Source organism: Gordonia humi, from assembly GCF_014197435.1.
Lineage (GTDB): Bacteria > Actinomycetota > Actinomycetes > Mycobacteriales > Mycobacteriaceae > Gordonia > Gordonia humi.
Genome location: NZ_JACIFP010000001.1, coordinates 2,901,602 through 2,926,532 on the forward strand (window position 1 = coordinate 2,901,602; position 24,931 = coordinate 2,926,532).

Consider the following 24,931-nt stretch of genomic DNA (forward strand, 5'->3'; position numbering starts at 1 on the left):
CGATGCTCGACGAGCATCGCGGGCCGGATTCGTCCCGGGGTGGTGCCGGCACTACCGACATCACTAGACGTCGGGCCAGTGAGTTCGTCTCGCCGGGTCACTACTGTTCGACACATGACATCAGAACAGACGACGGCGGCCGTGGAGACCGACTGCGGGTACTCGTCACCGTGGGAGCCGATGGGCCGGTCGCCACTGCGATACCTGACGTCGTCGGATCCCTGGCGCGCCCTCCTGTACACGGCGGTGACGCTGCTTCTCGGCTGCCTCGTGTTCGTCGCCTACGTGGTCATCGTTCTGCTGCCGTTGGCGCCCGCGTGGTCGAGCCTTCTCGGAAGGATCGATCGCGCACGTGTGCGGCTCCTGCGCGTGCCGGCGATCGCTGATCCGCACAGACCGGTCGACGAGAGCCTGTCGGTGCGAATCGGCGTCCGCCTCGGCGAACCTTCCACATGGCGCGAAGTGGTCTACTCGCTCGTACTCGGGATCTTCGGTCCGCTCGCGGCACTCGGCTTCATGATCCTCGGTGCGTTCATCGGCGTGTTCGCGTTCGCCCCGCTCATCGCGGCGAACGACGAACAGATCAACTTCTGGACGTGGACCGTCGACTCGGTCGCGGAGTCGTGGTGGTTCGTGCCCATGGCGATTCCGCTGATCGTCGTCGCCCTGTACCTGTGCGGGGTCGCGTCGGCGATCGTCGCGTCGATCGCATCATGGCTTCTCGGGCCTCGCGAAGAGGAACTGGCGGCGAAGGTCCAGGCGCTCGATTCCTCGCGCGGAGTGCTCGTCGGGTCGTTCGAGGCCGAGCGGCGACGCATCGAACGTGATCTCCACGACGGACCGCAGCAGGAGCTGGTCGGGGCGGCGATGCAGCTGGGCGAGCTCGCCCAATCCAGCGACGACCACGAACTTCGCACAGAGGTCGAAGCCGCGCAGGTCCGCGTCGAGCGCGCGTTGGCGAGCCTGCGCGACACGGTACGCGGCGTGTACCCGCGGGTGCTCGACGACGTCGGGGTCGAAGCCGCATGCGCCGAACTCGGCGGGCCGATCGCCGTCCGAGTGGTGCCGAGCGCCGGATGGACACCGGGCCGTCGTCTCCCCGCCGCCGTCGAGCGCGCCCTGTACTACACGGCGAGCGAGGCCGTGACGAATGCGACCAGACACGGGGCGGCGTCGACCGTGACGATCGAGCTGTCGGAGGTCGTGGACGTGGTGACGATGGTCGTCACGGACGACGGTGTCGGCGGCGCCGACCTCGCTCGGGGGACCGGACTGGCGGGCCTCGTCGAGCGCGCGCATGCACTCGGCGCCGAGTTGACCGTCGACAGTCCGCGGGGCGGCCCGACGGTCCTGCGCTGGACCGGCCGTACCGACCGGTAGCGGGGTCGGGGAGACTCGATACGTGGGAATGCGCATCGCACTGGCCGAGGACTCCGTTCTGCTCGCCGAGGGACTGATCCGAATCCTCGAGCGTGCCGGGCACCGCGTGGTCGAGACCTTCGACGACGCCGACGCTCTTCGCGGACTCGATTCGGCCGCCGTCGACCTGGTCGTCACCGATGTCCGCATGCCGCCGGGCCACGGCGACGACGGCCTGCGCGCCGCACTGGACCTGCGGCAGCGGCGACCCGACCTGCCGATTCTGGTGCTGTCCCAGTACGTGGCCGCCGCCTACGCCCGTCGGCTTCTCGACTCGGGCCGCGGCGGCGCCGTCGGGTATCTGTTGAAGGAGCGCGTGGGCCGGGTGGCCGACTTCCTGCGTGCCGTGGACACCGTCGTGGCCGGTGGCGTGGTCGTCGATCCCGAGGTGATCACGACGATGTTCACCGGTCATGCCCTCGAGCGGCTCACACCGCGAGAGACGGAGGTGCTCGCGGCGATGGCCCGAGGCGCCAGCAATTCGGAGATCGCCGCCGCGCTGGTGATCTCGTCCGCCGCCGTCGCCAAACACGTCGCCAACATCTTCGCCAAACTCGACCTGCCGCCGGAGACCGAGAACCGGCGCGTCCGAGCCATCCTCGTGTACCTGTCGCACGCGTGAGCGCGTCCGACCGGGACACGGCCTCTGATCAGGTCGTCGCGCTCAGCCATGCCGTCGCTCCCGCGCAGTCCCGTCCCTTCGCTCCGCCGACTCGATGCGTCCCGTCGCTCAACCGACCTTGATGCGTCCCGTCGCCCCGCTGATCTCGCGGAGCTTCCCGGACGGTGCCTTGACGTCGCCGAAGTAGCGGATCCGATAGTCGCCCGCGGCCGCGTTCCGCGGAACGCGCCAGGTGACGGTGACCTTCGACGCGGACGGACTGCCGCCCGGACGCACCCACCTCATCTCGGTGCACTCGTGGTCGTCGTCGTAGACGGTCTCCCAGCGCGATCCGGTGAACCGCTCCACCGAGCAGTACATCTCGCCACCGCGGCGGACTCGGTTCGAGGGGTAGGCGGCGCAGAAGCTCACCGACACCGTCGAGCCCTGCTTCGCCGTCGACGGCACCGTCGACACGACCTGGCCGAACCTCTTCCCGGGCATCGGGGTGTCCGCCGGCTGCGGTCCGAGAAGGTCGGGCTGCAGATCGGAGCGGTCCGCGGGGCGGGCTCCGGCGGGTCGCGTGGCCCCACGCTTCATCGCGCGCGCCATCGCGTCGATCTCCTGCATGTACGCGCACAGCGTCCACCGGCCGAACAGCGTCTCGCCGCCCTCGTACTGTTGCGACACGTACTCCTCGGGGGTCGTGACGTACTGGCTGTAGCCGTTCGAGTAGCCCTGCAGCAGAACATTCTCCAGCGGAACCTTCATCGCGTCGGCGACGAGTCGTCGCACGCGCAGTCCCGCGACGATCGTCGACTCGGTCGGCAGTGCGGCCAGGACGAGGTCACCGATCCGCATCAGCTGCAGCGGCAGGCGCTGCTCGATCCACGAGCGCGGCGGCATGATGCCGAGCGGGAAGAGGATCGCCTTCGGCGCCTGCGTGTCGGCGATCCACTGCGGCGGCGTCGGTGTGGCGCCCGCACCGAGCGCCATCGCGAACTCGTTGCGCACGCCCTCGTTGAGGAAACCGAGCTGGCTCCGGGTGTTCTCCTCCTGGCTGGTCGCGGCGGCCGCCGCACCCATCATGGCGGGGGAGGTGCGGGCCGACTTCCCGTGCGGCGTGTAGTGACCGCTGATCTCGACGTTCGCCATGTCGACGTAGCGCGTGGCGGCGTCCACGCCGCCGACGGTCATCGGTCGGGCGGAGGCGAGGGCCCGTTGACCGGCCTGATCCTGGCGCCGTCCGATGATGATCCGATTGCTCCGGTGATTCGACGTCGGACCACCCGGGTGCATCTTGCGCACCCACAGATTAGGTGTCATGTCGCCCGCGTTGGTCTGGGCGTGGGCGCTGACGACGTTCGGGTCGCGCTGTTCGGCGAGATACGCGGCGTACCCCTTGTTGTCCGAACTGATCAGCGTGTTCGCGTCGGTCAGCGACGTGCCGTGGGTGGCGAACCAGGTGATCTCGCCGATCGTCGCTCCTCCCCGACGGAGCCGGATCGCGGTGACCTGCGGATCGATGTGCTGCGGGAAGTGTCTGCGATCCGACTCCGGGTTGAGCACGAACGCCTGGTACGACCGGTTGGCGCTGGCGTCGTGGAGTTCGGTGTGGCCGAGTTCCACGGTGCCCGGGGCCAGCGAGTCGTGTGCCTGTTGGACGGCGTCGAGCAGACCGTCGACCTCGGCGCGCAGCGAGTTGTGCCGGTGGCCCTTCGCGGCGAGGACGTACGCGTAGTCCCACGACGTGCCACCGCACGAGTTGTGGTTGTGCGTCGCGTTCACGTTGACGTTGTGCACGTCGTAGGTGTAGCCGTAACGCTTGCGGAGCTCGGCGAGCAGCGTGTTGTGATGCGAGGTGAACACGCATGCGATGTCGGCGGTGATGAACAGGACACGCTTACCGGTCGCGGCGTCGGCGATGATGTACGCGCGCGCCCAGGTCCGTTGCAGGAGACCGTCGGCGACCTGGCTGAGGTCGGAGTAGCCCATCATGCCCTGGTTCGCCACGGCTCCGGTCATATCGCCCTTGCCCGCGCCGACGAGGTATCCGCCCGCGGCGGCCGCCCGCCCGGGATGGTCGGCGGCCGCTGCGCCGAGTCCGGCGGTCGCGGCGACGGCGGCGGCGCCGACAGCGCTCGTGTGCAGAAAGGAACGGCGGGTGACGTCCGACATCGGGCTCCTCATCGTGAAACATGTTCTATCTCGGTTGCACCGTGACCCTAGCCTCACTGGATCGATCGATCAATACTGTGGGAGTGTCGCCCGACCAGAGCGTGTCCCGCGTCATTCGCGACCGCCTTCTAGACTAGAACCCAATCAGCGAGGAAAGGCGTGACGAAGACATGGGCGACGTCATCCGCACGGGTGTGTTGGGCAGTAACGGCAAGGTCGGCAAGGCGATCGTCGAGGGAGTCGAGGCCGGCGACGGCGTCGAGTTCACCGTCGGCGTCGACAAGGGCGATTCGCTGCAGGCGTTCGTCGACTCGGGGACACGGGTCGTCGTCGACTTCACCCACCCCGATGTGGTGATGGACAATCTGAAGTTCTTGATCGACAACGGGATTCACGCCGTCGTCGGTACCACGGGCTTCACCGAGGAACGACTCGACACCGTCCGCGGGTGGTTGGGCGATGATCCGAGGAGTGGAGTGCTGATCGCACCGAACTTCGCGATCGGCGCCGTGCTGTCGATGCGTTTCGCGCAGCTGGCCGCGCGATTCTTCGACTCGGTGGAGGTCGTGGAACTGCACCATCCGCACAAGGCCGATGCTCCGTCGGGCACCGCGGGCCGCACCGCGCAGTTGATCGCCGCCGCACGCGCCGAAGCGGGCGTGGGGGCGTCGCCCGATGCGACCTCCACCGGACTCGAAGGCGCTCGCGGCGCCGATGTCGACGGCGTGCGCGTGCACTCGGTCCGGTTGGCCGGTCTGGTCGCTCACCAGGAGGTCCTGTTCGGCACGCAGGGGGAGACGCTCACCATCCGGCACGACTCGATGGACCGGAACTCGTTCGTCCCGGGCGTGCTGCTGGGCGTTCGCGAGATCGGTTCGCGACCTGGCCTGACCGTCGGGCTCGAACACCTGATGGACCTCTAGGCGCATGGCGTCTCGTAAACCCGACGCCCGGCCGATCGTCGCGGTGATCGCCTTCCTGGTGATCGCGATGTGCGTCTACTTCGTGATCCTCGGGCGTCTGGCGTACCGGATGTTCGAGCAGGGCACCGCGATGTCGATCGCTTTCGGTGTGGGCATCGTCATCCTGCCGCTGCTCGGAGTCTGGATCGTCGTGTCCACGCTCCGTTCGGGCATCGAACACCAGCGGATGGCCGCCGACGTGGTCGGGCTCGGCCGCGAGATCGACACCGACCCGCTGCCGCGCCGCCCGTCCGGGCGCATCGAACGCGATGCCGCCGACGAACTGTTCGCACAGATCAAGGCCGAGTGGGAGGCCGACCCGAGCGACTGGGTGAGCACGTATCGGATCGCGCGCGCCTACGATTACGCGGGCGACCGCTCCCGCGCACGTGAGATGATGAAACGCGCGGCCGAGCAGTACCGCGAGGCCAAGCGGTGACGCCGACGTTCGACGATGGGACTGTTCGATGACCGATCACATGCTGATGCTGGCCGAGGGCGAGGGACTGTGGGAATCGGTGTCGGCGGGCGTCTCCGCCGATCAACTCGGCCTTGAGAGCGGCTGTGCGGGATGGTCGAACCGGGACCTCCTCAATCACGTGATCGCCGGCGGTCACCGGTACTCGATGCTCCTCGACGGCGCGACCGTGGAGGAGACGGCGTTCACGCGGGACCTCGACTACGTCGCCGCCGGGAGCGACGAGTTCCGACGGTACGAGGATCGTCTGCACGCCTCGATCGAGGCGGCGGATCTGGCCGTGGACGTCGACCACCGGGCGGGACGCAGGCCCGGCCGAGACCTGATTCCGATGCGCACCATGGAACTGGTTCTGCACACTCGCGACTTGTGCGACGGGATCGGTGCGGCCTGGGAGCCGTCCGCCACGATCGTGGACTACCTGCTGACCGACGCGGCGTCGATCATCGAGGACCTGCGCGACGCGGGCGCCTTCGATCCCGCGACGACGCCGACCTCGTCGTCGGCCGTCGACCGGCTGCTGGCGTTCGCCGGCCGAGCATGATCACTCCAGCGGCGTGACGGTCACCGCGGTCGTCACCTGATCGTCGACGACGAACCACAGGGCGAGTCCGCCGGCGTACGGCTTCGTCACGACGGTCGCCTCCTCGCGCGGGGTGATGGGACGCAGGTACTCGATGACGGCCCGGTGCGGCTGCGCGGTCAGCGTGGGACGGTCGGCGAGAGCGGCGTCGACCGCATGCCAGTAGGCGACGTTGTTCATATGACCGAACGCGTCGAAGTCGGTGGTGCGCAACGCGAACGAGCGGGTCGCGGGCGGGCCGTCGATATCGTCGGGGGTGGCCGGCGCCATCGCCTTCCACTTGTATCGGACGTCGGTGACGTCGCGGTTCCAGTCGGCGAGGACGTCGTCGTCGATGCGCGACGGGCGGCCGTCGCGGGTCACGTTGATGCAGAAGCTCGAGGTCTCGACGCGACCCGTCGGGCGGTCGGCGTCGGCGAAACCGGTGGCGGTCGGTGTGCCGGTGAGCCGCTGTCGCATGCCCACCCAGCGGGACGAGGTCGCCTCGCACCAGCGTTCGACGTGCACGTCGCCCGGCCAGGTGATCGGTTCGAGGACGTCGATCACATTGCGTCGCACGATCCAGAACGGATTGGTCGCACCCCACGCCGACTCGTCGATCATGTCCATCGCGATGTTCTGCAGGAGCCGCGCCACGGCGTCGAGTCGCACTCCCATCGCCGGATTCACGTCCTCCATGCGCAGGCGATACGTGCGCTCGTAGGTTCGGGCCTGCGCAGGCTTGTCGGCGAGCGCGCTGGTGTGCGGCATGTGATGTCCCCTCGTGTCGAGTCGTCCTCGATCGTGCCACGGGCGGACGCGCGGCATCGGGCGACGTCCCCGAGGGCCGTTCCGCGCGCAGCCGGTTCACCGGATCTGCCACCATGGAGTCATGGCTCGCCTCCTGATCGTCCATCACACGCCGTCGCCGCACTGCCAGGCGATGTTCGAGGCGGTCGTCGCGGGTGCGACCGACCCCGAGATCGAGGGCGTCGAGGTGGTGCGCCGCGCGGCACTGTCGGTGTCGGCGAGTGACTTCCTCGACGCGGACGGCTACGTGCTGGGCAGCCCGGCGAACCTCGGCTACATCTCCGGTGCCCTCAAACACGCCTTCGACGTGAGCTATTACCAGATCCTCGACTCCACCGTGGGACGTCCGTTCGGTCTCTATCTGCACGGCAACGAGGGGACCGAGGGTGCGGAGAACGCCGTCGACCGGATCACCGCCGGGCTCGGCTGGGAGAAGGCCGCCGAATACGTGATCGCCTCGAACAAGCCGGACAAGGAGCGACTCGAAGCTTGCTGGGAGCTGGGCGCGACGGTCGCTGCCGGGTTGATGGCGTAGCCGACAGCGATCGTCTGCCGGGCAGGGGATCCGCCGGGCAGAGGGGGAGATGTCATGGCTACGGGCTCGCGCGGTGTCGGTCGCGGAGACGGCGTGTCCCCGTCGGTACACTCGATCGGGTGAGCACGCCCATCCCCACCCCGTACGAGGACCTGCTGAAACTGGTCCTGGAGACCGGAACGCCCAAGGCGGATCGGACCGGCACCGGAACCCGGAGCGTGTTCGGGCATCAGTTGCGCTTCGACCTGTCGGAGGGGTTCCCGCTCATCACCACCAAGAAGGTGCACCTCAAGTCGATCGTCTACGAACTCCTGTGGTTCCTGCGCGGCGACTCCAACGTCGGCTGGCTGCGGGAGCACGGTGTGACGATCTGGGACGAGTGGGCCGCCGACGACGGTGAACTCGGTCCCGTCTACGGCGTGCAGTGGCGCAACTGGCCGACGCCGTCGGGTGAGCACATCGATCAGATCGCACTCGCACTCGACACGCTGAAACAGAACCCGGACTCGCGGCGGAACATCGTGTCCGCGTGGAACGTCGGCGAGATCCCGCAGATGGCGCTGCCCCCGTGTCACGCGTTCTTCCAGTTCTACGTGGCCGACGGCAGGTTGAGCTGCCAGCTGTACCAGCGCAGCGCCGACCTGTTCCTCGGCGTCCCCTTCAACATCGCCTCGTACGCGCTGCTCACGCACATGATGGCGCAGCAGGCGGGGCTGGACGTCGGCGACTTCGTCTGGACCGGCGGGGACTGCCACATCTACGACAACCACGTCGATCAGGTGCGCGAACAGCTCGCGCGCGAGGCGTTCCCGTATCCGAGACTCGAACTGCGCAAGGCCGCGTCGATCTTCGACTACACCTACGACGACGTACAGGTGATCGGCTACACCTCGCACCCCGCCATCAAGGCGCCCGTCGCCGTCTGACCGCGATGGCCAGTACCAGACCCGCACCGGAGCTGCCCGCCACACCGCTGTTCACCGTGGTGCGGTGGGCGGGGCCGGTCGGATCGGTGATCGTCACGATCGTCGTGCTCGCGACGTACCCGTCGCTGCCCGACCGCGTGCCGACGCATTTCACCGGTGCGATGGAGGCCGACTCCTACGGTCCCCGGTGGTCCGTGCTCGCACTCGGTGCGGTGTTCGTGGCACTCAGCGGAGCGATGGGATGGCTCGCGGACAAGCCGCACCGATTCAACTATCCGACGCCGGTGACACCGGACAACGCGCAGGCCGTGTACCGGGCGGGTGCGATGATGATGGGCGGACTCGGGTGCGCGATGCCGATCCTGTACGCCGGTCTCGTGCTCGCCGTCCACGGACTGCCGGGACTGCCACTGATGATCGCGGGTCTGGCCGTCCTCGGCGGCGCACTGGTCGTCGGGATCTGGCGGATCGGACGGGTGTCACGCATCGAGACGGTCTATCACTACGGCAGGGAGCGTGATCGGTGACCATCGCACAGATATGGGCGCAGGATCTGACGGGCGCCATCGGCAAAGACAACACGATCCCGTGGCGGATCCCCGAGGACCTGGCGCGCTTCAAGAAGCTCTCCGGTTCGGGCGCGGTCCTCATGGGACGACGGACCTGGGAGTCGTTGCCGGTCAGGTTCCGGCCACTGCCTGGTCGGCGGAACATCGTGATCACCCGCAACGCCGCGTACCAGGCGCCGGGTGCGGAGACGGTGGCCGGCCTGAGCGAAGCCGTGGAACTGGCGGGCGGGGCGGCCACGATCATGGGCGGCAGCGCGATCTACGAGGCCGGGATGGCCGTCGCGACGCACCTGTACGTCACCGAGGTCGACATCCTCGTCGACGGAGCCGACACCTTCGGACCGGAGATCGACCCGAACGTCTGGACTGTCGTCTCGCGGGGCGAGTGGCTCACCTCCAGAACGGGCACCCGCTACCGATTCGTCGACTACCGACACGTGTCCCGATGACCTGGTTCGCCGACGGCGGCGCCGACTACGCGGCGCACCGGCCGACATACACCGTCGAACTCGCCGACGTGCTGGCCGCGCTCGCGCCCGACCGCGCGCTCGCCGTCGATATCGGATGCGGCACCGGACAGCTCACGGTGCTGCTCGCGGACCGTTTCGACGAGGCGATCGGGATCGATCCGTCGCAGAGCCAGATCGACGCGGCCGTCGCCGCACCGAACATCGAGTACCGGGTCGGGCCCGCCGAGAGACTCGACCTCGCGGACGGCCGCGCCTCCCTGATCACGGCCGCGCAGGCGGCGCACTGGTTCGACCTGCCCGCCTTCTACGACGAAGTCCGCCGCATCGCCCGTCCCGGCGGTGTGCTGGCGCTGATCACATACGGCGCAGTGGTCCTCGACGACGACCTGACCGCCCGGTTCGATCGGTTCTACCGTGACGAGATCGGGCCCTACTGGCCGCCGGAACGGGCCCACGTCGACTCCCGCTACGCGGATCTGCCGTTCCCGTTCGACCGGGTGGACGTCGCCGCGCCACCGATCCGCCGCGACTGGACCCTCGACGAGTTCGTCGACTACCTGGGCACCTGGTCGGCGACGCGCCGGGCCCGCGACGCCGGGAGGACCGACCTGCTCGACGCGCTGCGTGTCGATCTGGCGCCGGTGTGGGGCGAGCGGCGCCGCGTCACCTGGCCGGTCACCGTCGTCGCCGGAACGCTGTGACCGCCGACCTCTCCGTCTCACAGGCGCGCCGGATCGCGCTGGCCGCGCAGGGCTTCACCGATCCGCTGCCGCGCGGGCCGGTGACCCGGAGCCATCTGCGGCGCGTCGTCGGTCGGACCAACCTGGTGCAGATGGATTCGGTGAACATCCTCGCGCGGGCCCACTACCTGCCGATGTTCAGCAGGCTCGGATCGTACGACGACACCGTCCTGGAGTCGGCGGCGTGGCGGGACACCGCGCGGTCGCCGCGCCTGCTGACCGAGTACTGGGCACACGAGGCCGCGTTGATACCGATCGACGACTGGCCGCTGATGCGCTGGCGGATGGACGAGTACCGCGGCGGTCGCTACCGCTACGCCCGAGAGGTGCTGGCGCGGAGCCAGGCGCTCGCCGCGGACGTGCGGGACGTCATCGTCTCGCGAGGAGCGTCGACACCGCGCGAGATCGAGGAGACGCTCGGCATCGAGCGCACACCCGGTGAGAAGGGATCGTGGTGGACGCGCGGCGAGGTGAAGCACGTGTGCGAGGCCCTGTTCGCCTCCGGTGACCTGTCGGCGACCCGCAACGGCAACTTCGTCCGCCACTACGACCTCGCCGAACGGATCGTGGGGGAGCGCGTCGACGTGCGGGTCGACCGTCGGGACGCCCACCGCGAACTGGTCGCCCGTGCCGCGGCCGCGCACGGTGTCGGCACCGTCGCCGACCTGGCCGACTACTACCGACTGAAGACGGCGGACGTACGCGCGGTGCTGGGCGATCTCGTCGACGACGGCGTGGTGCGGGAGGTGTCGGTGGACGGTTGGTCCGATCGGGCGTACCTGCACCGCGACGCGACGGTCCCGCGTTCGGTGCGCCGGTCGACGCTGCTCTCGCCGTTCGATCCGCTGGTGTTCTTTCGACCCCGCACCGAGCGACTGTTCGACTTCCGCTACCGCATCGAGATCTACGTGCCCGAACACAAGCGGGTGCACGGGTACTACGTGCTGCCGTACCTGTTGGGCGAGCAGGTCGTGGCTCGGGTGGATCTGAAGGCCGACCGTCCGGGCGGGGTCCTCGACGTGCTGTCGTCGCATGTCGAGCCCGGTGTCGACGAGGGCGTCGTGGCCGAGTCGTTGGCCGCGGATCTGCGCGCGACGGCGGCGTGGCGCGGGCTCGCCGACGTCCGGATCCACCCGCGGGGCGAACTCGCCGGGGTGCTCTCGGCAGCACTCTGACGAACGCGAGTGTCGTCTTACGCTGGAGAGATGAAGATACGTCACGCCGGTGAGGCCGACCTCACCCGAATCCGGGCGGTGGAGGTGGCCGCCGGAGCTCCGTTCGCCGATCTGGGCATGGATCTCGTCGCCGGAGACGAACCGATCTCGCGCGAACGACTCTCCGAATTCGTCGTGGCCGGACACGCCTGGGTCGTTGCCGACGACCGGGACCGCGCCGTCGCCTATCTGCTCGTCGAATCGGTCGACGGTCTCGCACACGTCGAGCAGGTGTCGGTCTGTCCCGACCACGCCGGGCACGGTCTGGGCGCGGACCTGATCGAGAACGTCGCCGCGTGGGCGCGCCGACACGGGTATCCGGCGATGACCCTGACGACCTATGTCGACGTGCCGTGGAACGGGCCGTACTACGAGCGTCTCGGGTTCCGATATCTGCCGGTGAGCGAGGAGACGGCCGGACTCCGAACGATCCGCGCCGCCGAACGCGATCACGGCCTGGACCGCTGGCCGCGGGCATGCATGCGCCGGGAGCTGTGATCGGCACTACTGTTGACTGCCATGAGCACATTCGCGCGTACGGCCCGAGTCTTCAACGCCGCTTTCACCCCGTTGCTGAAGCTGCCGGTGATCGGTCCGATGATCGGCAAGAACGTCACCGAGATCAGCTACACCGGACGCAAGAGCGGAAAGCGGTTCACTCTGCCGGTCGCGTTCCGTCGGCAGGACGACGGGACGATCCTCGTCGGCGTCGCCGCCGCCGCACAGAAGACGTGGTGGCGCAACTTCCAGCCCGGCCCCGCGCCGGTGACCATCACCCTCGACGGCGTCGAGCGCACCGGCACCGGGGTCGCGAAGGTCGGGGACAAGGGCACCGCAGTCGTCATCACCCTGGACGCGGGGTGAGTCGACGGCTGCCGCTCGACGGCGTGCGGGTCCTCGAACTCGGCAACTACATCGCCGCGCCGACCGCCGGGCGCATGCTCGCCGACTTCGGCGCCGAGGTAGTCAAGGTGGAACGCGAGACCGGCGACGAACTCCGCAACTGGCGGCTCTACGACGGCGAGACGTCGATGCTGTTCCGCACCATCAACCGGAACAAGAAGTCGATCGTCCTGGATCTGCGCACCGACGCCGGGCGTGCCGACGTTCGCGAACTGGCACGCCACTGCGACGTCGTCCTGGAGAACTTCCGTCCCGGAACCCTCGAGAAATGGGGGATCGGTCCGGCCGAGCTGAGCGAGGCGAACCCGAACCTCGTGTTCGTGCGGATCTCGGCGTTCGGCCAGACCGGGCCGTACTCGGAGCGGCCCGGCTTCGCCGCCGTCGCCGAGGCCTACGGCGGATTCCGCGAACTCGTCGGCGACCCGGACCGGCCGCCGGTCCGGGTGGGCGTCTCGATCGGCGACTCCATCGCCGGACTGTACGGAGCGTTCGGTGCGGTGATGGCGTTGTACGAGGCACTGCGTCGCCGCGACGAGTCCGCCGACCCGCTGCCGCTGGCGGACCGGATCGTCGACGTCGCGCTCAACGAGGCGATCTTCTCCATGATGGAGTCGCTCGTTCCCGATCTCGGCGCCTACGGGGTGCGTCGCGAACGCACCGGCGGCCGCATGGAGGGCATCGCGCCGTCGAACGGGTACACCTGCGCCGACGGCGACTCCGTGGTGATCTCCGGCAACGCCGACGCGATCTTCGGGCGCTATATGCGCGCCATCGGCCGCGACGACCTCGCCGCCGACGAGGACCTGGCCACCAACGACGGTCGGTGGCGCCGTCGCGAGGAACTCGACGAGGCGATCGGCGCGTGGACCGGCTCGCACACCCGCGACGAGGTGCTGACCGTCCTCGACGAGGCGGGCGTCCCCGCCGGGCCGATCTACACCGCGGCCGACATCGTCGCCGACGAGCACTATCGGGCGCGGAACATGGTGCAGGAGTTCGACGTCGACGCGGGCGGAGACACACCGACGGCGGTCGGCTTCCCGGGGATCGTGCCGGTGCTCGGCGGGACGTCGCTGCCGATCCGCTCACTCGGACCCGACCTGGGGGAGCACACCGACGAGATCCGCGAGCGGTACCTGGGCGGGTGAGGCGAACCGGAGCCGGTGGGGCACGACACCGATAAGCTCGGCGACATGACCGCCCTCCTCCGTGACGTGACCCTCCGCGACGGCCTGCAACTGACCGGCAGAGTCCTCGACGTGCAGACGCGCGTCGACCTCGCTCGCACCCTCCTCGCCGCGGGCGTCCCGGAGCTGGAGATCGGATCGATGGCTCGCCCGGACCTCGTGCCGCCGATGGCCGGATCCCTCGACGTCGTCGCCGCGCTGACACCGGAGGAACTCGACCGCTGCTGGATCTGGGTCGCGACCGTCCGGCACGTCGAGAAGGCGATCGCGGCCGGTGCGAAGAACGTGCAGTACTGCTTCTCGGCGTCGGACGCCCACAACAAGGCCAACATCGGCCGCCTCACGGAGGACTCGACAGCCGCGATGCCGCGGGCGATCGATGCCGTGCACGAGGCCGGCGGACGCATCCAACTGTGCATCGCCACCAGCTTCACCTGCCCGTTCGACGGCCCGGTCGATCCGGATCGGGTGCGCGGCATCGTCGCCGATGCGCGAACGGCCGGTGCCGACGACGTGGTCCTGGCCGACACCCTCGGCCAGGCGCACCCGGCGCAGGTCCGCGAACTGTTCTCCACCGTGCGGGCCGGCGATCGCCGGCTCGTGTTCCACGGACACGACACCTGGGGGATGGGCGTGGCGAACTCGCTAGCCGCGATCGAGGGCGGTGCGCAGATGGTCGACGGCGCGCTCGGCGGGCTCGGCGGCTGCCCGTTCGCGCCGGGGGCGTCCGGGAACACCTCGTCGGAGGACATCCTGTTCGCGACTCGACCGGACTATCTGACTCCCGCCGTGCTGGCCGAGCTGGTGCGGGCCGGGGAGTCGCTGCTCGACGAACTCGGTGAGGCCTCACGGTCGAAGACGGCGCAGGGAGCGAGATCGAACGCGCGGGCGTTCGAGTGGGTCATTGACGCGACTCGGTAAGCTTCCCGGCATGTCTGATGGAGTCTCCCGCGACGGGAAGAACTACGAGCTCGTCATGTTCGATCTCGACGACACCCTCGCCCCGTCGAAGACGGCGATGAGCGATGAGATGGTCGATCTGTTCCGCGATCTGCTGAGTACAGCCAAGGCCTGCATCATCTCCGGCGGTCAGTACGGCCAGTTCCAGTCGCAGGTCCTCGACCGGCTCGGCGACTTCCCGAACAAGCCGAATCTGCATCTCATGCCGACCAACGGCACCCGCTACATCCGCTGGTCCGGCGACGACTGGGAGACCGTCTACGCCGAGGACCTCTCGGCCGAGCAGAAGGACCAGGCCATGCGCGTCGTCGAAGAGGGCGCGCGGGCGCTCGGGCTGTGGGAGTCGAAGACGTGGGGTCCGATCCTCGAAGACCGCGGAAGCCAGGTGACGTTCTCCGCGCTGGGACAGTCCGCTCCGGTCGACGCCAAGGCCGCATGGGATCCCGACGGCCGCAAGAAGGAGTCGCTGCGCGCCTACGCGGCGGAGCGTCTGCCCGATCTGGAGGTCCGCAGCGGCGGATCGACGTCGGTCGACATCACGGCGAAGGGTATCGACAAGGCGTTCGGCGCCCGTCGGCTCATGGAGATCCTCGAGCTGAGCACCGACGACATCCTGTTCTTCGGCGATCGCCTCGACGAGGGCGGCAACGACCGGCCCGTCGCCGATCTCGGCATCGACTCGGTGCACGTCCACGGCTGGGAGGACACCTACACCGAGCTGGGCGCGGTGGTCCGCGGCTGAGACGGCGACGAGACCTCACCGACCCGTATGCGGCCGTGGTCGACGGGTGACCGCCGCACACGTGTCGGTCGGGTCCGGCGTCAGACCAGAAGGCTCGCTCGCAGCGATGCGATATCGGCGTCGGAGAGTCCCAGGCCGTGGCGGATGTAGCCGTCCACGGAGCCGTAGGTCTTCGCCGCCGCCGCATACGAGGTGTTCAGCAGTCCGATGTTCACCCCGTTGAGCGGATCGTTCGGGCTCGCGTGGCGGTAGTGGTTCGATGCGAGGTAGTCGGCGTCGACGGTGGCGCGGTCGACACCGAGGATCGTCAGCAGGACCGCGGTGGTCCAGCCGGTGCGGTCCTTGCCCGCCGAGCAGTGGTAGAGGGTGGTGCCGCCGGTCGCCGCCGTGCGTTCGACCGCGAGCAGCGTGCGTCGGATCTCGCGGCGCGCCTGCGCATTCGTCACGAACTCGGCGTACGCCTGCTTCAGATCGATCAGGCTGATCGGTGACACTCCGCCCAGCACATCGGCGACCATCACCTGTGCGCCGGGCACCGGGCGATCGGGCTGCACGGTCCGCTCGTACACGGTCCGCAGATCGACGACGGTCCGCACCTCGCGGGCACGCAGGATCCTCGTGTCGTTCGCGGTGATCTTCGACAGGTTGTCGCTGCGCAGGACACGGTCGTTGACCCGCTTGCCGTCGTGACCGATGTAGCCGGCCAGCGTGCGCGTGTTGTCCGTGCCCGCCAGCCCGATCTCGCGTCCCGGAACGATGACCTTCGAGGACGGATCGGCCGGTGCGGTGATGCCGCTCGTGGGTGCGGCCGAGGCGGATCCCGCCAGGGCGGGCGCCGCCGCGGGCGCGACGAGCAGTGCGGTGGACAGGGTGATCATGGCGGCGCGACGGCGCACCGGATGCAGACTCATGGACACATGATGCGCCGAGAAGCGCGCGGGCGCGCGCCGACGGCACGGGTTCGCACACCACCCCGCCCAGTCCGGCCCGGCGTGCGCGGGGGACAATGGTGCGGATCGCTCCGGCAGTCCCGGAGCCCGCATCGCCCTCGAGACAAGGAGACCCGGTGTCCGAACTGGTGCCGCTGAAAGTCCAACTCGTGGCGGCGACCGCGTTCACCCCGCCCGCCGACCTCGACTGGACCACCGACGTCGACGGCAGTGAAGCACTCATCGAATTCGCCGGGCGCGCCTGCTATGAGAGCTGGGACAAGCCGAACCCGCGGACCGCCACCAACGCCGGATACCTGCGGCACGTCCTCGAGGTGGGGCACACCTCGCTGTTCGAACACGCGACGGTGACCTTCTACATCACCGGGATCTCCCGGTCGTGCACACACGAGCTGATCCGGCACCGGCACTTCTCCTATTCGCAGCTCTCCCAGCGCTTCGTGCCCTCGCGCGACTCCAACGTCGTCGCGCCGCCCGCCATCCGCGGCGACGCGAAGCTCGAGGAGCTGTTCGTCAAGGCGACCGACGCCTCCCGCGAGGCGTACAACGAACTCCTGACCGAACTCGAAGCCAAGTTCTCCGGCGTGCCGAACGCGATACTGCGACGCAAGCAGGCGCGGCAGGCCGCTCGGTCGGTTCTGCCGAATGCGACCGAGACACGGATCGTCGTCACCGGCAACTATCGCGCGTGGCGTCACTTCATCGGCATGCGTGCCACCGAGCACGCCGACGTGGAGATCCGTCAGCTCGCCGTCGAATGCCTGCGGCAGCTGGTCGAGATCGCACCGACGGCGTTCGGCGACTTCGAGATCGGCGAACTGGCCGACGGCTCGCACGTGGCGACGTCGCCGTTCGTTTTCGAGGGCTGATACCGGATCGGCGACGTTCAGACGGTAGCCTGAGCGGCATGGATTCGGCTGACGCTGGGCGCGTGGAACACCCGTTCGGAACTGTTTCGGTGGCAATGGTGACCCCCTTCACTCCTGACGGGACGGTCGACTACGACAAGGCCGCCGAACTCGCCGACACTCTGGTGTCCGGTGGATGCGACGGGCTCGTCGTGTCCGGGACCACCGGGGAGTCGCCGACCACCACGGTGCCGGAGAAGAACGAACTCCTCAAAGTGGTGCTCGACGCGGTCGGCGACCGCGCGCGCGTGGTGCAGGGTGCGGGCAGCTACGACACCGCCGAGACGGTGCGGCGCATCAAGGACTCGGCCGAGATCGGCGCCCACGGCGTGCTGATCGTCGCGCCGTACTACAGCAAGCCGCCGCAGTCGGGCGTCTACGCGCACTTCGTGGCCGCCGCCGACGCCTCCGATCTGCCCGTGCTGGTGTACGACATCCCGGGCCGCAGCGTGGTCCCGGTCGAGACGGACACCATCCTGCGCCTGGCCGAGCACCCGAACATCCGCGGTGTCAAGGACGCCAAGGGCGATCTGCACGCCGCAGCCAAGATCATGGCCGCCACCGACCTGGAGTTCCTCTCCGGCGAGGACGCCATCAACCTGCCGTGGCTGTCGATCGGCGCATCCGGCTTCGTCAGCGTCATCGGCCACCTCGTGCCCGGCCGTCTGCGAGATCTGCGCGACGCCGTCGCGGCCGGCGATCTGGCCACGGCCCGCACTCTCGCCGACTCCATGTCGCCGCTCGTCGACGCGATGGGTCGCCTCGGCGGTGTGAGCATGGTCAAGGCCGCGCTCCGGATCACCGGCCTGGACGTGGGCGATCCGAGACTCCCGCAAGTACCCGTCGACGGCCCGCAGATCGAAGCGCTCATCGCCGATCTGCGCGCAGCGGAGGTGATCGCCTGATGTCCGGTTCGCAGCGTCGCCGTCGCGCAGGCCGCCCCGCGGGACCTCCCGCCGACCTCGCCACGGCGCCGAAGAAGACCAAGGCCAACAAGCCGGCCGTCCCCGAAGCCACCGGCATCGGCGTGACCGGCGACATCATCGACCGGCTCGGGCAGCCGCCCGCGTTGCCCGCGGGCGGACTGCGCGTCGTGGCACTCGGCGGCATCGGCGAGATCGGCCGCAACATGACCGTCTTCGAGTACGACGGCAAGCTGCTGATCGTCGACTGCGGCGTCCTGTTCCCCGAGGACCAGCAGCCCGGCGTCGACCTGATCCTCCCGGACTTCGGCTACATCGAGGACCGGATGGACGATGTCGAGGCGGTCGTCCTGACCCACGGTCACGAGGATCACATCGGCGCCGTCCCGTTCCTGCTCCGGATGCGCGCCGACATCGCCGTCGTCGGTTCGCGTTTCACGCTCGCGCTGGTGGCCGCGAAGTGCCGTGAGCACCGTCTCCGGCCCAAACTCGTTCAGGTGGTCGAGGGCGACCGCCAGGACTTCGGCGGATTCGACTGTGAGTTCTTCGCCGTCAACCACTCGATCCCGGACGCGGTCGCCGTGGCGATCCGCACCGGGGCGGGCATGGTGCTGCACACCGGCGACATCAAACTCGACCAACTGCCGCTCGACAACCGACTGACCGACCTCGCGGGTTTCTCGCGTCTCGGCGACGAGGGCGTCGACCTGTTCCTCGTCGACTCCACCAATGCCGAGGTCCCCGGATTCGTCACCCCCGAACGCGATATCGGCGGCGTCCTCGACACCGTCATCGGCAAGGCGAGACAGCGCGTCATCGTCGCCTCGTTCGCCAGCCACGTGCACCGCATCCAGCAGATCGTCGACGTCGCGCACCGGCACGGCCGCCGGGTCACCTTCGTCGGCCGCTCGATGGTGCGGAACATGCAGATCGCGCAGGAGCTCGGGTACCTGTCGGTGCCCGAGGGCGTGATCGTCGACATGGACACCGCCGCGACGCTGCCGGACCATCGGCTCGTGCTGATCTCGACGGGTTCGCAGGGCGAGCCCCTCTCGGCCCTGAGCCGGATGGCGCGCGGTGAGCACCGCCAGATCAACATCCGCGCCGACGATCTCGTGGTCCTCGCGTCGTCGCTGATCCCGGGCAACGAGAACTCGGTGTTCGCCGTGGTCAACGGCCTGGCCAAGCGCGGAGCCACCGTGGTGACCCAGGCCAGCGCCAAGGTCCACGTGTCCGGACACGCGTCGGCCGGAGAACTCCTGTACCTGTACAACGCGGTACGGCCCTCCAACGCGATGCCGGTGCACGGCGAATGGCGCCACCTGCGCGCCAACGCCGCGCTCGCCGAGGCGACCGGTGTCCCGTCCGACCGCATCGTGCTCGCCGAGGACGGCGTCGTCGTCGACCTCGTCGACGGTCGCGCCCAGATCACCGGCCGGGTACCGGTGGGCCACGTGTACGTCGACGGCCTGTCGGTCGGCGACGTCGGCGACTCGACCCTGTCGGACCGACTGGTGCTCGGCGAGGGCGGGTTCATCGCCATCACGGTGGCCGTCGAGGCCTCGACCGGACGCCCGGTCAGCGCGCCGACGGTCAGCGGCCGTGGCTTCTCCGACGATCCGGAGGCGCTGTCGGAGGCGGTGGTGCTGGTGGAGAAGGCACTCACCGAGCTGGCGAACGAGGGGGTCACGGATGCGCACCGGATCGCCCAGGGCATCCGCCGCACGGTGGGCCGCTGGGTGGCGGGCAAATACCGTCGCCGCCCGATGATCGTGCCGAACGTGATCGCCGTGGGAGAGGACGACTAGACCGTGTCGCTGGCGAAGACCGAACGGGCCGGGCTCGTCGAGACGATGCGCGGGCTCGGTCCCGACGTCCCGACGATGTGCGAGGGCTGGACCGCGCGGGATCTCGCCGTCCATCTGATCCTCCGGGAACGACGTCCGGACGCGGCCGCGGGCATGTTCGTTCCGTTCCTCGCCTGGCACACTCGCTCGGTGGAGCGCGCGTACGCGGCCAAACCGTGGGATGAGCTTCTAGCCGCCGTCCTCGACGGCCCACCCTGGTATTCGCCGTTCCGGCCGCTCGACTCGCTGCTCAATCTGTCCGAGATGTTCGTCCACCACGAGGATCTGCTGCGCGGGGGAGCGGACCCGGCGGGCCCGTTCCTGCCGCGCAAGCTGACCCCGGAGATGGAGCGAGCACTCGAACGGCCGCTCAAGACGGCCGGTCGGATGATCCTGCGCTCGTCCCCGGTGCGGGTCACCCTCGGCAGCGTCGACGGACGCGAGCTGCTGACCGCCGGGCGCGGCGAGCCGGTCACCGTGACCGGAACCACCGGCGAACTGCTGTTGTGGGCGTTCGGTCGTGCCCCGGTCGACGTGAAGTTCACCGGTTCGCAGACCGCGGTCGCCGCTCTCGCCGGAGCCGATCGATCGCTCTGAGCCCGGGTGCGTCGTGCTCTCGATCCTCCCGACGGTCACGAATTCGACACGACAACACCCGTTACGGTGTTGCGGGTGTGACTGTTGTGAAAGCCGGGCACTAGGGTGGGGGCATGGCTTCAGAAGCAACCACGCGTAATCGTGCGGCTGCCGGATCGTCGCGCACCGGCTCCGGCGGCTCTCGCGCGTCCGGACAGCGCGCGAGCGGGAACCGGAAGCCCGCAGCCGCCAAAGGAGCAGCCGCCAAGGGCGGGAAGGCCGCGGCGTCCAGGTCCGGCGGTCGTAAGCCGTCGTCCGGGCGACCCGCTCCGCGGAGCGCGAACCGGTCGCAGGACATGCACCGTCCCTCGGCGATAGCCGCCACCGGTCACGGCGTCGCATCCGCATGGACGATGCTCGCGAAGGGCGTGGGCAACCTCTCGCGTATCGGCGCACACCGCGACGACGCGCCGTCGCCGCGCCGTGACGGCGCCGCCCTCGGACTGATCGTCCTCGGCGTCGTGGTCGCCGTCGGCGTGTGGTTCCACGCGATCGGCCCGGTCGGTGCGTTCATCGATGCCGCGGTCCGCGCCCTCGTGGGGGCGCTGGCCTTCCTCGTCCCGGTGCTTCTCGTCGCGTGGGCGGTGGCTCTCATGCGTTTCGCGCCGAACGCGGACCGCCGTGTGCGCAACATCGGCGGCGGTGTGCTGCTCGGCATCGCCGTGCTGGGCATGTCGCATCTCATCCAAGGGGCGCCCACCGACTACGACGGTCGCGCTCACGGAGCGGGCTTCGCGGGCTACGCGGTGGGCGGCCCGCTCACGGACGCCGTGACCGTGTGGCTGTCGGTGCCGGTCTATCTGCTGTGCGCGGCGTTCGGTGTGCTGGCGCTCTCGGGTCGGACCCTGCGCGATGTGATCGCCGGAGCCTCGGACTACCTCGGACTCGGCCGTGACTACGACTACGACGAGTACGACGAGGACTACGACGACTACGAGGACTTCGACGCGGAGACCGACGAGCCCGAGCCGGACGACGCCGACGACGCCGCGCCGGCGGACGACGATGATGCGCCGTTCGAGACCGACGACGACGGTTTCGGCGACCCGTACGACAACTACCCGCCCGACGAGCGCAGGCGCCCGCAGCAGCGACGGCGCTCGGTGGAGCGGCCCGCGGCCCCGGCGCGGCCGCGTCGGCGTCGCGAGCACGCCGCCGATCACGACCGAGCGTCACGGACCTCGCCGTCGGCGGCTCCGTCCCGTCGCACCGCCGGTCAGGACCGCGACGCTCATATGGACGACATGATGACCGAGCCGATCGTCCCCGATCTGGAGGTCACCGAACCGATCGGTCTCATCGAGCCGCCGTCGCGTCGGCCCGCACCGGTCGGTGAACCCCCCGCGCGGCCGCGTCGTGCCGCGACCCGCACGCCGGCCCCGATCGTCGACCCCGCGCCCGATCCCGACCCCGCGCCGCGTGCGCCTGCCCGTGCCGCCGCGGTCTCCTCCGACGACGAGTACCAGCTTCCGCCGCTGGATCTCCTCGTCGCGGGTGATCCGCCGAAGATGGGCAGTACGGCCAACGACGACATGATCGACCGCATCAACTCGGTCCTGGAGCAGTTCAAGGTCGACGCCGCCGTCACCGGGTACACGCGCGGTCCGACGGTCACCCGCTACGAGGTGGAGCTCGGCCCGGCGGTCAAGGTCGAGAAGATCACGCAGCTGCAGCGGAACATCGCCTACGCGGCGGCCACCGACAACATCCGCCTGCTGGCGCCGATCCCCGGCAAGTCGGCGGTCGGCATCGAGGTGCCCAACTCCGACCGCGAGATGGTGCGCCTGGCCGACGTCCTCGAAGCGCCCAAGATCTCGCTCGACGAGCATCCGCTGATGATCGGCCTCGGCAAGGACATCGAGGGCGACTTCGTCGGTGCGAACCTCGCCAAGATGCCGCACCTGCTCGTGGCGGGCTCCACCGGTTCGGGTAAGTCGAGCTTCGTCAACTCGATGCTCGTCTCGATCCTCTCGCGCGCCAAGCCCGAGGATGTGCGGATGATCCTCATCGACCCGAAGATGGTCGAGCTGACCCCGTACGAGGGCGTGCCGCACCTGATCACACCGATCATCACCGAACCGAAGAAGGCGGCCGCCGCGCTCGCCTGGCTGGTGGAGGAGATGGAGCAGCGCTACCAGGACATGAAGGCCTCGCGTGTGCGGCACATCAACGACTTCAACGCGAAGGTGCGGTCCGGGGAGATCACGACGCCGCTCGGCTCCGAACGCGTGTACAAGCCGTACCCGTACATCGTGGCCATCGTCGACGAGCTCGCCGACCTCATGATGACGGCCCCGCGTGACGTCGAGGACGCCATCGTCCGCATCACGCAGAAGGCGCGTGCGGCGGGCATCCACCTGGTGCTCGCCACACAGCGCCCGTCGGTCGACGTCGTCACCGGTCTGATCAAGACCAATGTGCCGTCGCGGCTGGCGTTCGCGACCAGCTCGCTGACCGACTCCCGGGTGATCCTCGATCAGCCGGGAGCGGAGAAGCTCATCGGCATGGGCGACGGACTGTTCCTGCCGATGGGCGCCAACAAGCCGATCCGCATGCAGGGTGCGTTCATCACCGACGAGGAGATCGCGGCCGTCGTCGACTTCACCAAGGAGCAGTCCGAACCCGAGTACACCGAGGGCGTCACGGCGGCGAAGGCCTCCGACAAGAAGGAGATCGACGAGGACATCGGCAACGATCTCGACGATCTGCTGCAGGCCGTCGAACTCGTGGTGTCGAGCCAGTTCGGGTCGACGTCGATGCTCCAGCGCAAGCTCCGCGTGGGTTTCGCCAAGGCCGGTCGTCTGATGGACCTCATGGAGACGCGCGGCGTCGTGGGGCCGAGCGAGGGCTCCAAGGCGCGCGAGGTGCTCGTCAAACCCGAGGACCTCGCCGGAGTGATCGCCTCGATCACCGGGGGTGGCGAGTCGGACGAACCTTCCGTAGACTGACGCGCAGATCGACGAGGGGAGTATCCCCGCTTCGTAGACGCTCTCGTCAATACGGACGACGCCGCACCCGCCGATCGGATCTGTGGCCTCTCGTCCCGGTAGCGTCGCCGTCGCCTCGCAGCGACGGTGGGAGAGACCTCTGGCATCGCACGACTACTTGTGCACGCTGGAGGTTTTTTCTATGCATGTCTCGCTGACCACCTGGCTGATCACCGGAGCGGTGATCCTGGGTCTGTTCGTCTTCGACTTCTTCGCTCACGTGCGGACCCCGCACGAGCCGACGCTCCGCGAGTCCGGGTTCTGGTCGGCCGTCTACATCGGGTTCGCCGTGGTCTTCGGCTGTTTCGTCTGGTGGCAGTGGGGCGGGGTGTACGGCGGCGAGTACTTCGCCGGCTACGTCACCGAGAAGGCGCTGTCGGTCGACAACCTGTTCGTCTTCGTGGTCATCATGACCAAGTTCGCCGTTCCACGGATCTACCAGCAGAAGGTCCTCCTGCTGGGCATCGTGATGGCGCTGGTGATGCGCGGCGCGTTCATCGCCGTCGGCGCGGCCGCCATCGACGCCTACAGTTGGGTGTTCTACCTGTTCGGACTGTTCCTGCTGTTCACCGCGGTCAAGCTGCTCCGCGAGAGCGACGAGCCGGTCGAACACGAGCGCGAGCGTGAGGGCCGGCTCGAGCGACTGGTCAAGAAGATCTTCCGCACCAGCGACGAATACGACGGCGACCGCCTCGTCACCCGGCGCGGCGGACGACTCATGGTCACCCCGCTGCTGCTGGTGCTGATCGTCATCGGCTTCACCGACGTCCTCTTCGCCCTGGACTCGATCCCGGCGATCTACGGGCTCACTCAGGAGCCCTACCTGGTGTTCACCGCCAACGCGTTCGCCCTGATGGGGCTTCGCCAGCTGTACTTCCTGCTCGGCGGACTGCTCGACAAGCTCATCTACCTGTCCTACGGTCTGTCGATCATCCTCGGGTTCATCGGCGTCAAACTGGTGCTCCACGCGCTGCACGAGAACACCCTCGGCTTCGTCAACGGCGGTGAGTCGGTGCCGGTGCCCGAGATCTCGACGCCGGTGTCGCTGGGTGTCATCGGCGGTGTGCTCGCCGTGACGACCATTGCGAGCCTGGTGGTGTCCCGGCGACGAGCGGCTCGGACGTAACCGGGCCGGAGGGCGGCTCTCAGAAGGGGCCGAACACCTGCGTCCACTCGCGGACGGTCGTCGCGGCGATCGCGCCGACGGACGCGAACGGGTCGTCGGCCAGGAGCCGGCGCGCCTGCGCCTCGTCGTCGGCGACGATCATCAGGCCCGCACCGGAGCCGTCGGCGAACGGTCCGACGTACAGCAGCGACCCGGCCTCGTGCAGCCCGCCCAGGTACTCGCGGTGCGCGGGCCGGTGCTCGTCGCGGATCGCGGCGGCTTCGGGGGCGTAGGTGTATTCGACGTGGAAGATCGTCAT

Annotated in this window: 26 protein-coding genes; 22 read left to right on the forward strand and 4 right to left on the reverse strand. The window is 68.9% G+C overall.

What is annotated here, in order from left to right; genetic code table 11:
* The first annotated feature begins 114 nt into the window (after nt 1-114).
* Complete coding sequence (locus BKA16_RS13285; protein ID WP_183371094.1) at nt 115-1,380, forward strand: sensor histidine kinase; 1,266 nt, start codon at nt 115-117, stop codon at nt 1,378-1,380.
* Nucleotides 1,381-1,408: 28 nt separating this feature from the next.
* Nucleotides 1,409-2,041: a response regulator gene (locus BKA16_RS13290; RefSeq protein ID WP_183373059.1), complete on the forward strand. Its 633-nt coding sequence runs from the start codon at nt 1,409-1,411 to the stop codon at nt 2,039-2,041.
* Between the two features lie 108 nt (nt 2,042-2,149).
* Here the strand turns inward: BKA16_RS13290 and BKA16_RS13295 are convergent, their stop codons facing one another.
* Nucleotides 2,150-4,198 carry a neutral/alkaline non-lysosomal ceramidase N-terminal domain-containing protein gene (locus tag BKA16_RS13295; RefSeq protein ID WP_183371095.1) on the reverse strand — a complete coding sequence of 683 codons (2,049 nt, stop codon included), beginning with the start codon at nt 4,196-4,198 and terminating at the stop codon, nt 2,150-2,152.
* 170 nt (nt 4,199-4,368) lie between these two features.
* Here BKA16_RS13295 and dapB point away from each other — a divergent pair, with 170 nt between their 5' ends.
* The 3 genes from dapB to BKA16_RS13310 are packed head-to-tail and all read left to right on the forward strand — an operon-like array spanning nt 4,369 to nt 6,182.
* Nucleotides 4,369-5,121 (forward strand): 4-hydroxy-tetrahydrodipicolinate reductase, encoded by a 753-nt coding sequence (dapB, locus tag BKA16_RS13300; protein ID WP_183371096.1) that lies wholly within the window; start codon nt 4,369-4,371, stop codon nt 5,119-5,121.
* Between the two features lie 4 nt (nt 5,122-5,125).
* Complete coding sequence (locus tag BKA16_RS13305) at nt 5,126-5,599, forward strand: hypothetical protein (protein ID WP_183371097.1); 474 nt, start codon at nt 5,126-5,128, stop codon at nt 5,597-5,599.
* Between the two features lie 28 nt (nt 5,600-5,627).
* Nucleotides 5,628-6,182 (forward strand): maleylpyruvate isomerase N-terminal domain-containing protein, encoded by a 555-nt coding sequence (locus BKA16_RS13310; RefSeq protein WP_183371098.1) that lies wholly within the window; start codon nt 5,628-5,630, stop codon nt 6,180-6,182.
* Here BKA16_RS13310 and BKA16_RS13315 read toward each other — a convergent pair whose 3' ends face one another.
* A complete protein-coding gene (locus BKA16_RS13315) occupies nt 6,183-6,971 on the reverse strand; it encodes an acyl-ACP thioesterase domain-containing protein (RefSeq protein ID WP_183371099.1) in 789 nt (262 codons plus the stop codon).
* A gap of 121 nt (nt 6,972-7,092) precedes the next feature.
* On the opposite strand from BKA16_RS13315, the gene BKA16_RS13320 reads away from it, so the two are divergent.
* The 11 genes from BKA16_RS13320 to BKA16_RS13370 all read left to right on the forward strand — a co-directional run bounded on the left by BKA16_RS13320 (nt 7,093) and on the right by BKA16_RS13370 (nt 15,256).
* Nucleotides 7,093-7,545 (forward strand): flavodoxin family protein, encoded by a 453-nt coding sequence (locus tag BKA16_RS13320; protein ID WP_183371100.1) that lies wholly within the window; start codon nt 7,093-7,095, stop codon nt 7,543-7,545.
* A gap of 119 nt (nt 7,546-7,664) precedes the next feature.
* Entirely contained in the window at nt 7,665-8,471 is an 807-nt protein-coding gene (locus BKA16_RS13325; protein ID WP_183371101.1) for a thymidylate synthase, read from the forward strand.
* 5 nt (nt 8,472-8,476) lie between these two features.
* Nucleotides 8,477-8,998, forward strand: a complete 522-nt coding sequence (locus BKA16_RS13330) for a DUF1648 domain-containing protein (protein ID WP_183371102.1) — start codon at nt 8,477-8,479, stop codon at nt 8,996-8,998.
* On the forward strand, nt 8,995-9,489 hold the full coding sequence (locus tag BKA16_RS13335) for a dihydrofolate reductase (protein ID WP_183371103.1): 495 nt from the start codon (nt 8,995-8,997) through the stop codon (nt 9,487-9,489). Before BKA16_RS13330 ends, BKA16_RS13335 begins: the two co-directional genes overlap by 4 nt.
* A complete protein-coding gene (locus BKA16_RS13340) occupies nt 9,486-10,211 on the forward strand; it encodes a class I SAM-dependent methyltransferase (RefSeq protein ID WP_183371104.1) in 726 nt (241 codons plus the stop codon). The genes BKA16_RS13335 and BKA16_RS13340 overlap by 4 nt, the downstream gene beginning before the upstream one ends.
* Entirely contained in the window at nt 10,208-11,425 is a 1,218-nt protein-coding gene (locus tag BKA16_RS13345) for a DNA glycosylase AlkZ-like family protein (RefSeq protein WP_183371105.1), read from the forward strand. The genes BKA16_RS13340 and BKA16_RS13345 overlap by 4 nt, the downstream gene beginning before the upstream one ends.
* Nucleotides 11,426-11,455: 30 nt before the next feature.
* Nucleotides 11,456-11,962 (forward strand): GNAT family N-acetyltransferase, encoded by a 507-nt coding sequence (locus BKA16_RS13350; protein WP_183371106.1) that lies wholly within the window; start codon nt 11,456-11,458, stop codon nt 11,960-11,962.
* A 21-nt stretch (nt 11,963-11,983) separates the two neighbouring features.
* Complete coding sequence (locus BKA16_RS13355; protein ID WP_183371107.1) at nt 11,984-12,328, forward strand: nitroreductase/quinone reductase family protein; 345 nt, start codon at nt 11,984-11,986, stop codon at nt 12,326-12,328.
* Entirely contained in the window at nt 12,325-13,515 is a 1,191-nt protein-coding gene (locus tag BKA16_RS13360) for a CoA transferase (RefSeq protein ID WP_183371108.1), read from the forward strand. Before BKA16_RS13355 ends, BKA16_RS13360 begins: the two co-directional genes overlap by 4 nt.
* 45 nt (nt 13,516-13,560) lie before the next feature.
* Nucleotides 13,561-14,475, forward strand: coding sequence for a beta/alpha barrel domain-containing protein (locus tag BKA16_RS13365; RefSeq protein WP_183371109.1), 915 nt, complete (start codon nt 13,561-13,563; stop codon nt 14,473-14,475).
* Between the two features lie 10 nt (nt 14,476-14,485).
* Entirely contained in the window at nt 14,486-15,256 is a 771-nt protein-coding gene (locus BKA16_RS13370; protein WP_183371110.1) for an HAD-IIB family hydrolase, read from the forward strand.
* A gap of 80 nt (nt 15,257-15,336) precedes the next feature.
* Here BKA16_RS13370 and BKA16_RS13375 read toward each other — a convergent pair whose 3' ends face one another.
* The gene (locus tag BKA16_RS13375; protein WP_183371111.1) at nt 15,337-16,167 is read right to left on the reverse strand and encodes a tyrosine-protein phosphatase; all 831 of its coding nucleotides are present in this window, start codon (nt 16,165-16,167) and stop codon (nt 15,337-15,339) included.
* 155 nt (nt 16,168-16,322) lie between these two features.
* Here BKA16_RS13375 and thyX point away from each other — a divergent pair, with 155 nt between their 5' ends.
* The 6 genes from thyX (at nt 16,323) to BKA16_RS13405 (ending at nt 24,633) form a co-directional block, all read left to right on the forward strand.
* Nucleotides 16,323-17,075 (forward strand): FAD-dependent thymidylate synthase, encoded by a 753-nt coding sequence (thyX, locus tag BKA16_RS13380; protein WP_183371112.1) that lies wholly within the window; start codon nt 16,323-16,325, stop codon nt 17,073-17,075.
* Between the two features lie 38 nt (nt 17,076-17,113).
* Entirely contained in the window at nt 17,114-18,019 is a 906-nt protein-coding gene (gene dapA, locus BKA16_RS13385) for a 4-hydroxy-tetrahydrodipicolinate synthase (RefSeq protein WP_183371113.1), read from the forward strand.
* Complete coding sequence (locus tag BKA16_RS13390; protein ID WP_246371763.1) at nt 18,019-19,845, forward strand: ribonuclease J; 1,827 nt, start codon at nt 18,019-18,021, stop codon at nt 19,843-19,845. The genes dapA and BKA16_RS13390 overlap by 1 nt, the downstream gene beginning before the upstream one ends.
* Before the next feature lie 3 nt (nt 19,846-19,848).
* Entirely contained in the window at nt 19,849-20,481 is a 633-nt protein-coding gene (locus tag BKA16_RS13395; RefSeq protein WP_183371114.1) for a TIGR03085 family metal-binding protein, read from the forward strand.
* A 335-nt stretch (nt 20,482-20,816) separates the two neighbouring features.
* Nucleotides 20,817-23,468, forward strand: coding sequence for an FtsK/SpoIIIE family DNA translocase (locus tag BKA16_RS13400; protein ID WP_183373061.1), 2,652 nt, complete (start codon nt 20,817-20,819; stop codon nt 23,466-23,468).
* 181 nt (nt 23,469-23,649) lie between these two features.
* Nucleotides 23,650-24,633 carry a TerC family protein gene (locus BKA16_RS13405; RefSeq protein ID WP_183371115.1) on the forward strand — a complete coding sequence of 328 codons (984 nt, stop codon included), beginning with the start codon at nt 23,650-23,652 and terminating at the stop codon, nt 24,631-24,633.
* Nucleotides 24,634-24,652: 19 nt separating this feature from the next.
* Here the strand turns inward: BKA16_RS13405 and BKA16_RS13410 are convergent, their stop codons facing one another.
* Nucleotides 24,653-24,931, reverse strand: coding sequence for a YciI family protein (locus BKA16_RS13410; RefSeq protein WP_183371116.1), 279 nt, complete (start codon nt 24,929-24,931; stop codon nt 24,653-24,655).

Excerpts from the sequence above, each read along its gene's own strand:
- BKA16_RS13285 (WP_183371094.1), top strand. The coding sequence starts at position 115 with ATGACATCAGAACAGACGACGGCGGCCGTGGAGACCGACTGCGGGTAC.
- BKA16_RS13290 (WP_183373059.1), top strand. The coding sequence starts at position 1,409 with ATGCGCATCGCACTGGCCGAGGACTCCGTTCTGCTCGCCGAGGGACTG.
- BKA16_RS13295 (WP_183371095.1), bottom strand. The coding sequence starts at position 4,198 with ATGTCGGACGTCACCCGCCGTTCCTTTCTGCACACGAGCGCTGTCGGC.
- dapB (WP_183371096.1), top strand. The coding sequence starts at position 4,369 with ATGGGCGACGTCATCCGCACGGGTGTGTTGGGCAGTAACGGCAAGGTC.
- BKA16_RS13305 (WP_183371097.1), top strand. The coding sequence starts at position 5,126 with ATGGCGTCTCGTAAACCCGACGCCCGGCCGATCGTCGCGGTGATCGCC.
- BKA16_RS13310 (WP_183371098.1), top strand. The coding sequence starts at position 5,628 with ATGACCGATCACATGCTGATGCTGGCCGAGGGCGAGGGACTGTGGGAA.
- BKA16_RS13315 (WP_183371099.1), bottom strand. The coding sequence starts at position 6,971 with ATGCCGCACACCAGCGCGCTCGCCGACAAGCCTGCGCAGGCCCGAACC.
- BKA16_RS13320 (WP_183371100.1), top strand. The coding sequence starts at position 7,093 with ATGGCTCGCCTCCTGATCGTCCATCACACGCCGTCGCCGCACTGCCAG.
- BKA16_RS13330 (WP_183371102.1), top strand. The coding sequence starts at position 8,477 with ATGGCCAGTACCAGACCCGCACCGGAGCTGCCCGCCACACCGCTGTTC.
- BKA16_RS13340 (WP_183371104.1), top strand. The coding sequence starts at position 9,486 with ATGACCTGGTTCGCCGACGGCGGCGCCGACTACGCGGCGCACCGGCCG.
- BKA16_RS13350 (WP_183371106.1), top strand. The coding sequence starts at position 11,456 with ATGAAGATACGTCACGCCGGTGAGGCCGACCTCACCCGAATCCGGGCG.
- BKA16_RS13355 (WP_183371107.1), top strand. The coding sequence starts at position 11,984 with ATGAGCACATTCGCGCGTACGGCCCGAGTCTTCAACGCCGCTTTCACC.
- BKA16_RS13365 (WP_183371109.1), top strand. The coding sequence starts at position 13,561 with ATGACCGCCCTCCTCCGTGACGTGACCCTCCGCGACGGCCTGCAACTG.
- BKA16_RS13370 (WP_183371110.1), top strand. The coding sequence starts at position 14,486 with ATGTCTGATGGAGTCTCCCGCGACGGGAAGAACTACGAGCTCGTCATG.
- BKA16_RS13375 (WP_183371111.1), bottom strand. The coding sequence starts at position 16,167 with ATGAGTCTGCATCCGGTGCGCCGTCGCGCCGCCATGATCACCCTGTCC.
- dapA (WP_183371113.1), top strand. The coding sequence starts at position 17,114 with ATGGATTCGGCTGACGCTGGGCGCGTGGAACACCCGTTCGGAACTGTT.
- BKA16_RS13390 (WP_246371763.1), top strand. The coding sequence starts at position 18,019 with ATGTCCGGTTCGCAGCGTCGCCGTCGCGCAGGCCGCCCCGCGGGACCT.
- BKA16_RS13400 (WP_183373061.1), top strand. The coding sequence starts at position 20,817 with ATGCACCGTCCCTCGGCGATAGCCGCCACCGGTCACGGCGTCGCATCC.
- BKA16_RS13405 (WP_183371115.1), top strand. The coding sequence starts at position 23,650 with ATGCATGTCTCGCTGACCACCTGGCTGATCACCGGAGCGGTGATCCTG.
- BKA16_RS13410 (WP_183371116.1), bottom strand. The coding sequence starts at position 24,931 with ATGACGATCTTCCACGTCGAATACACCTACGCCCCCGAAGCCGCCGCG.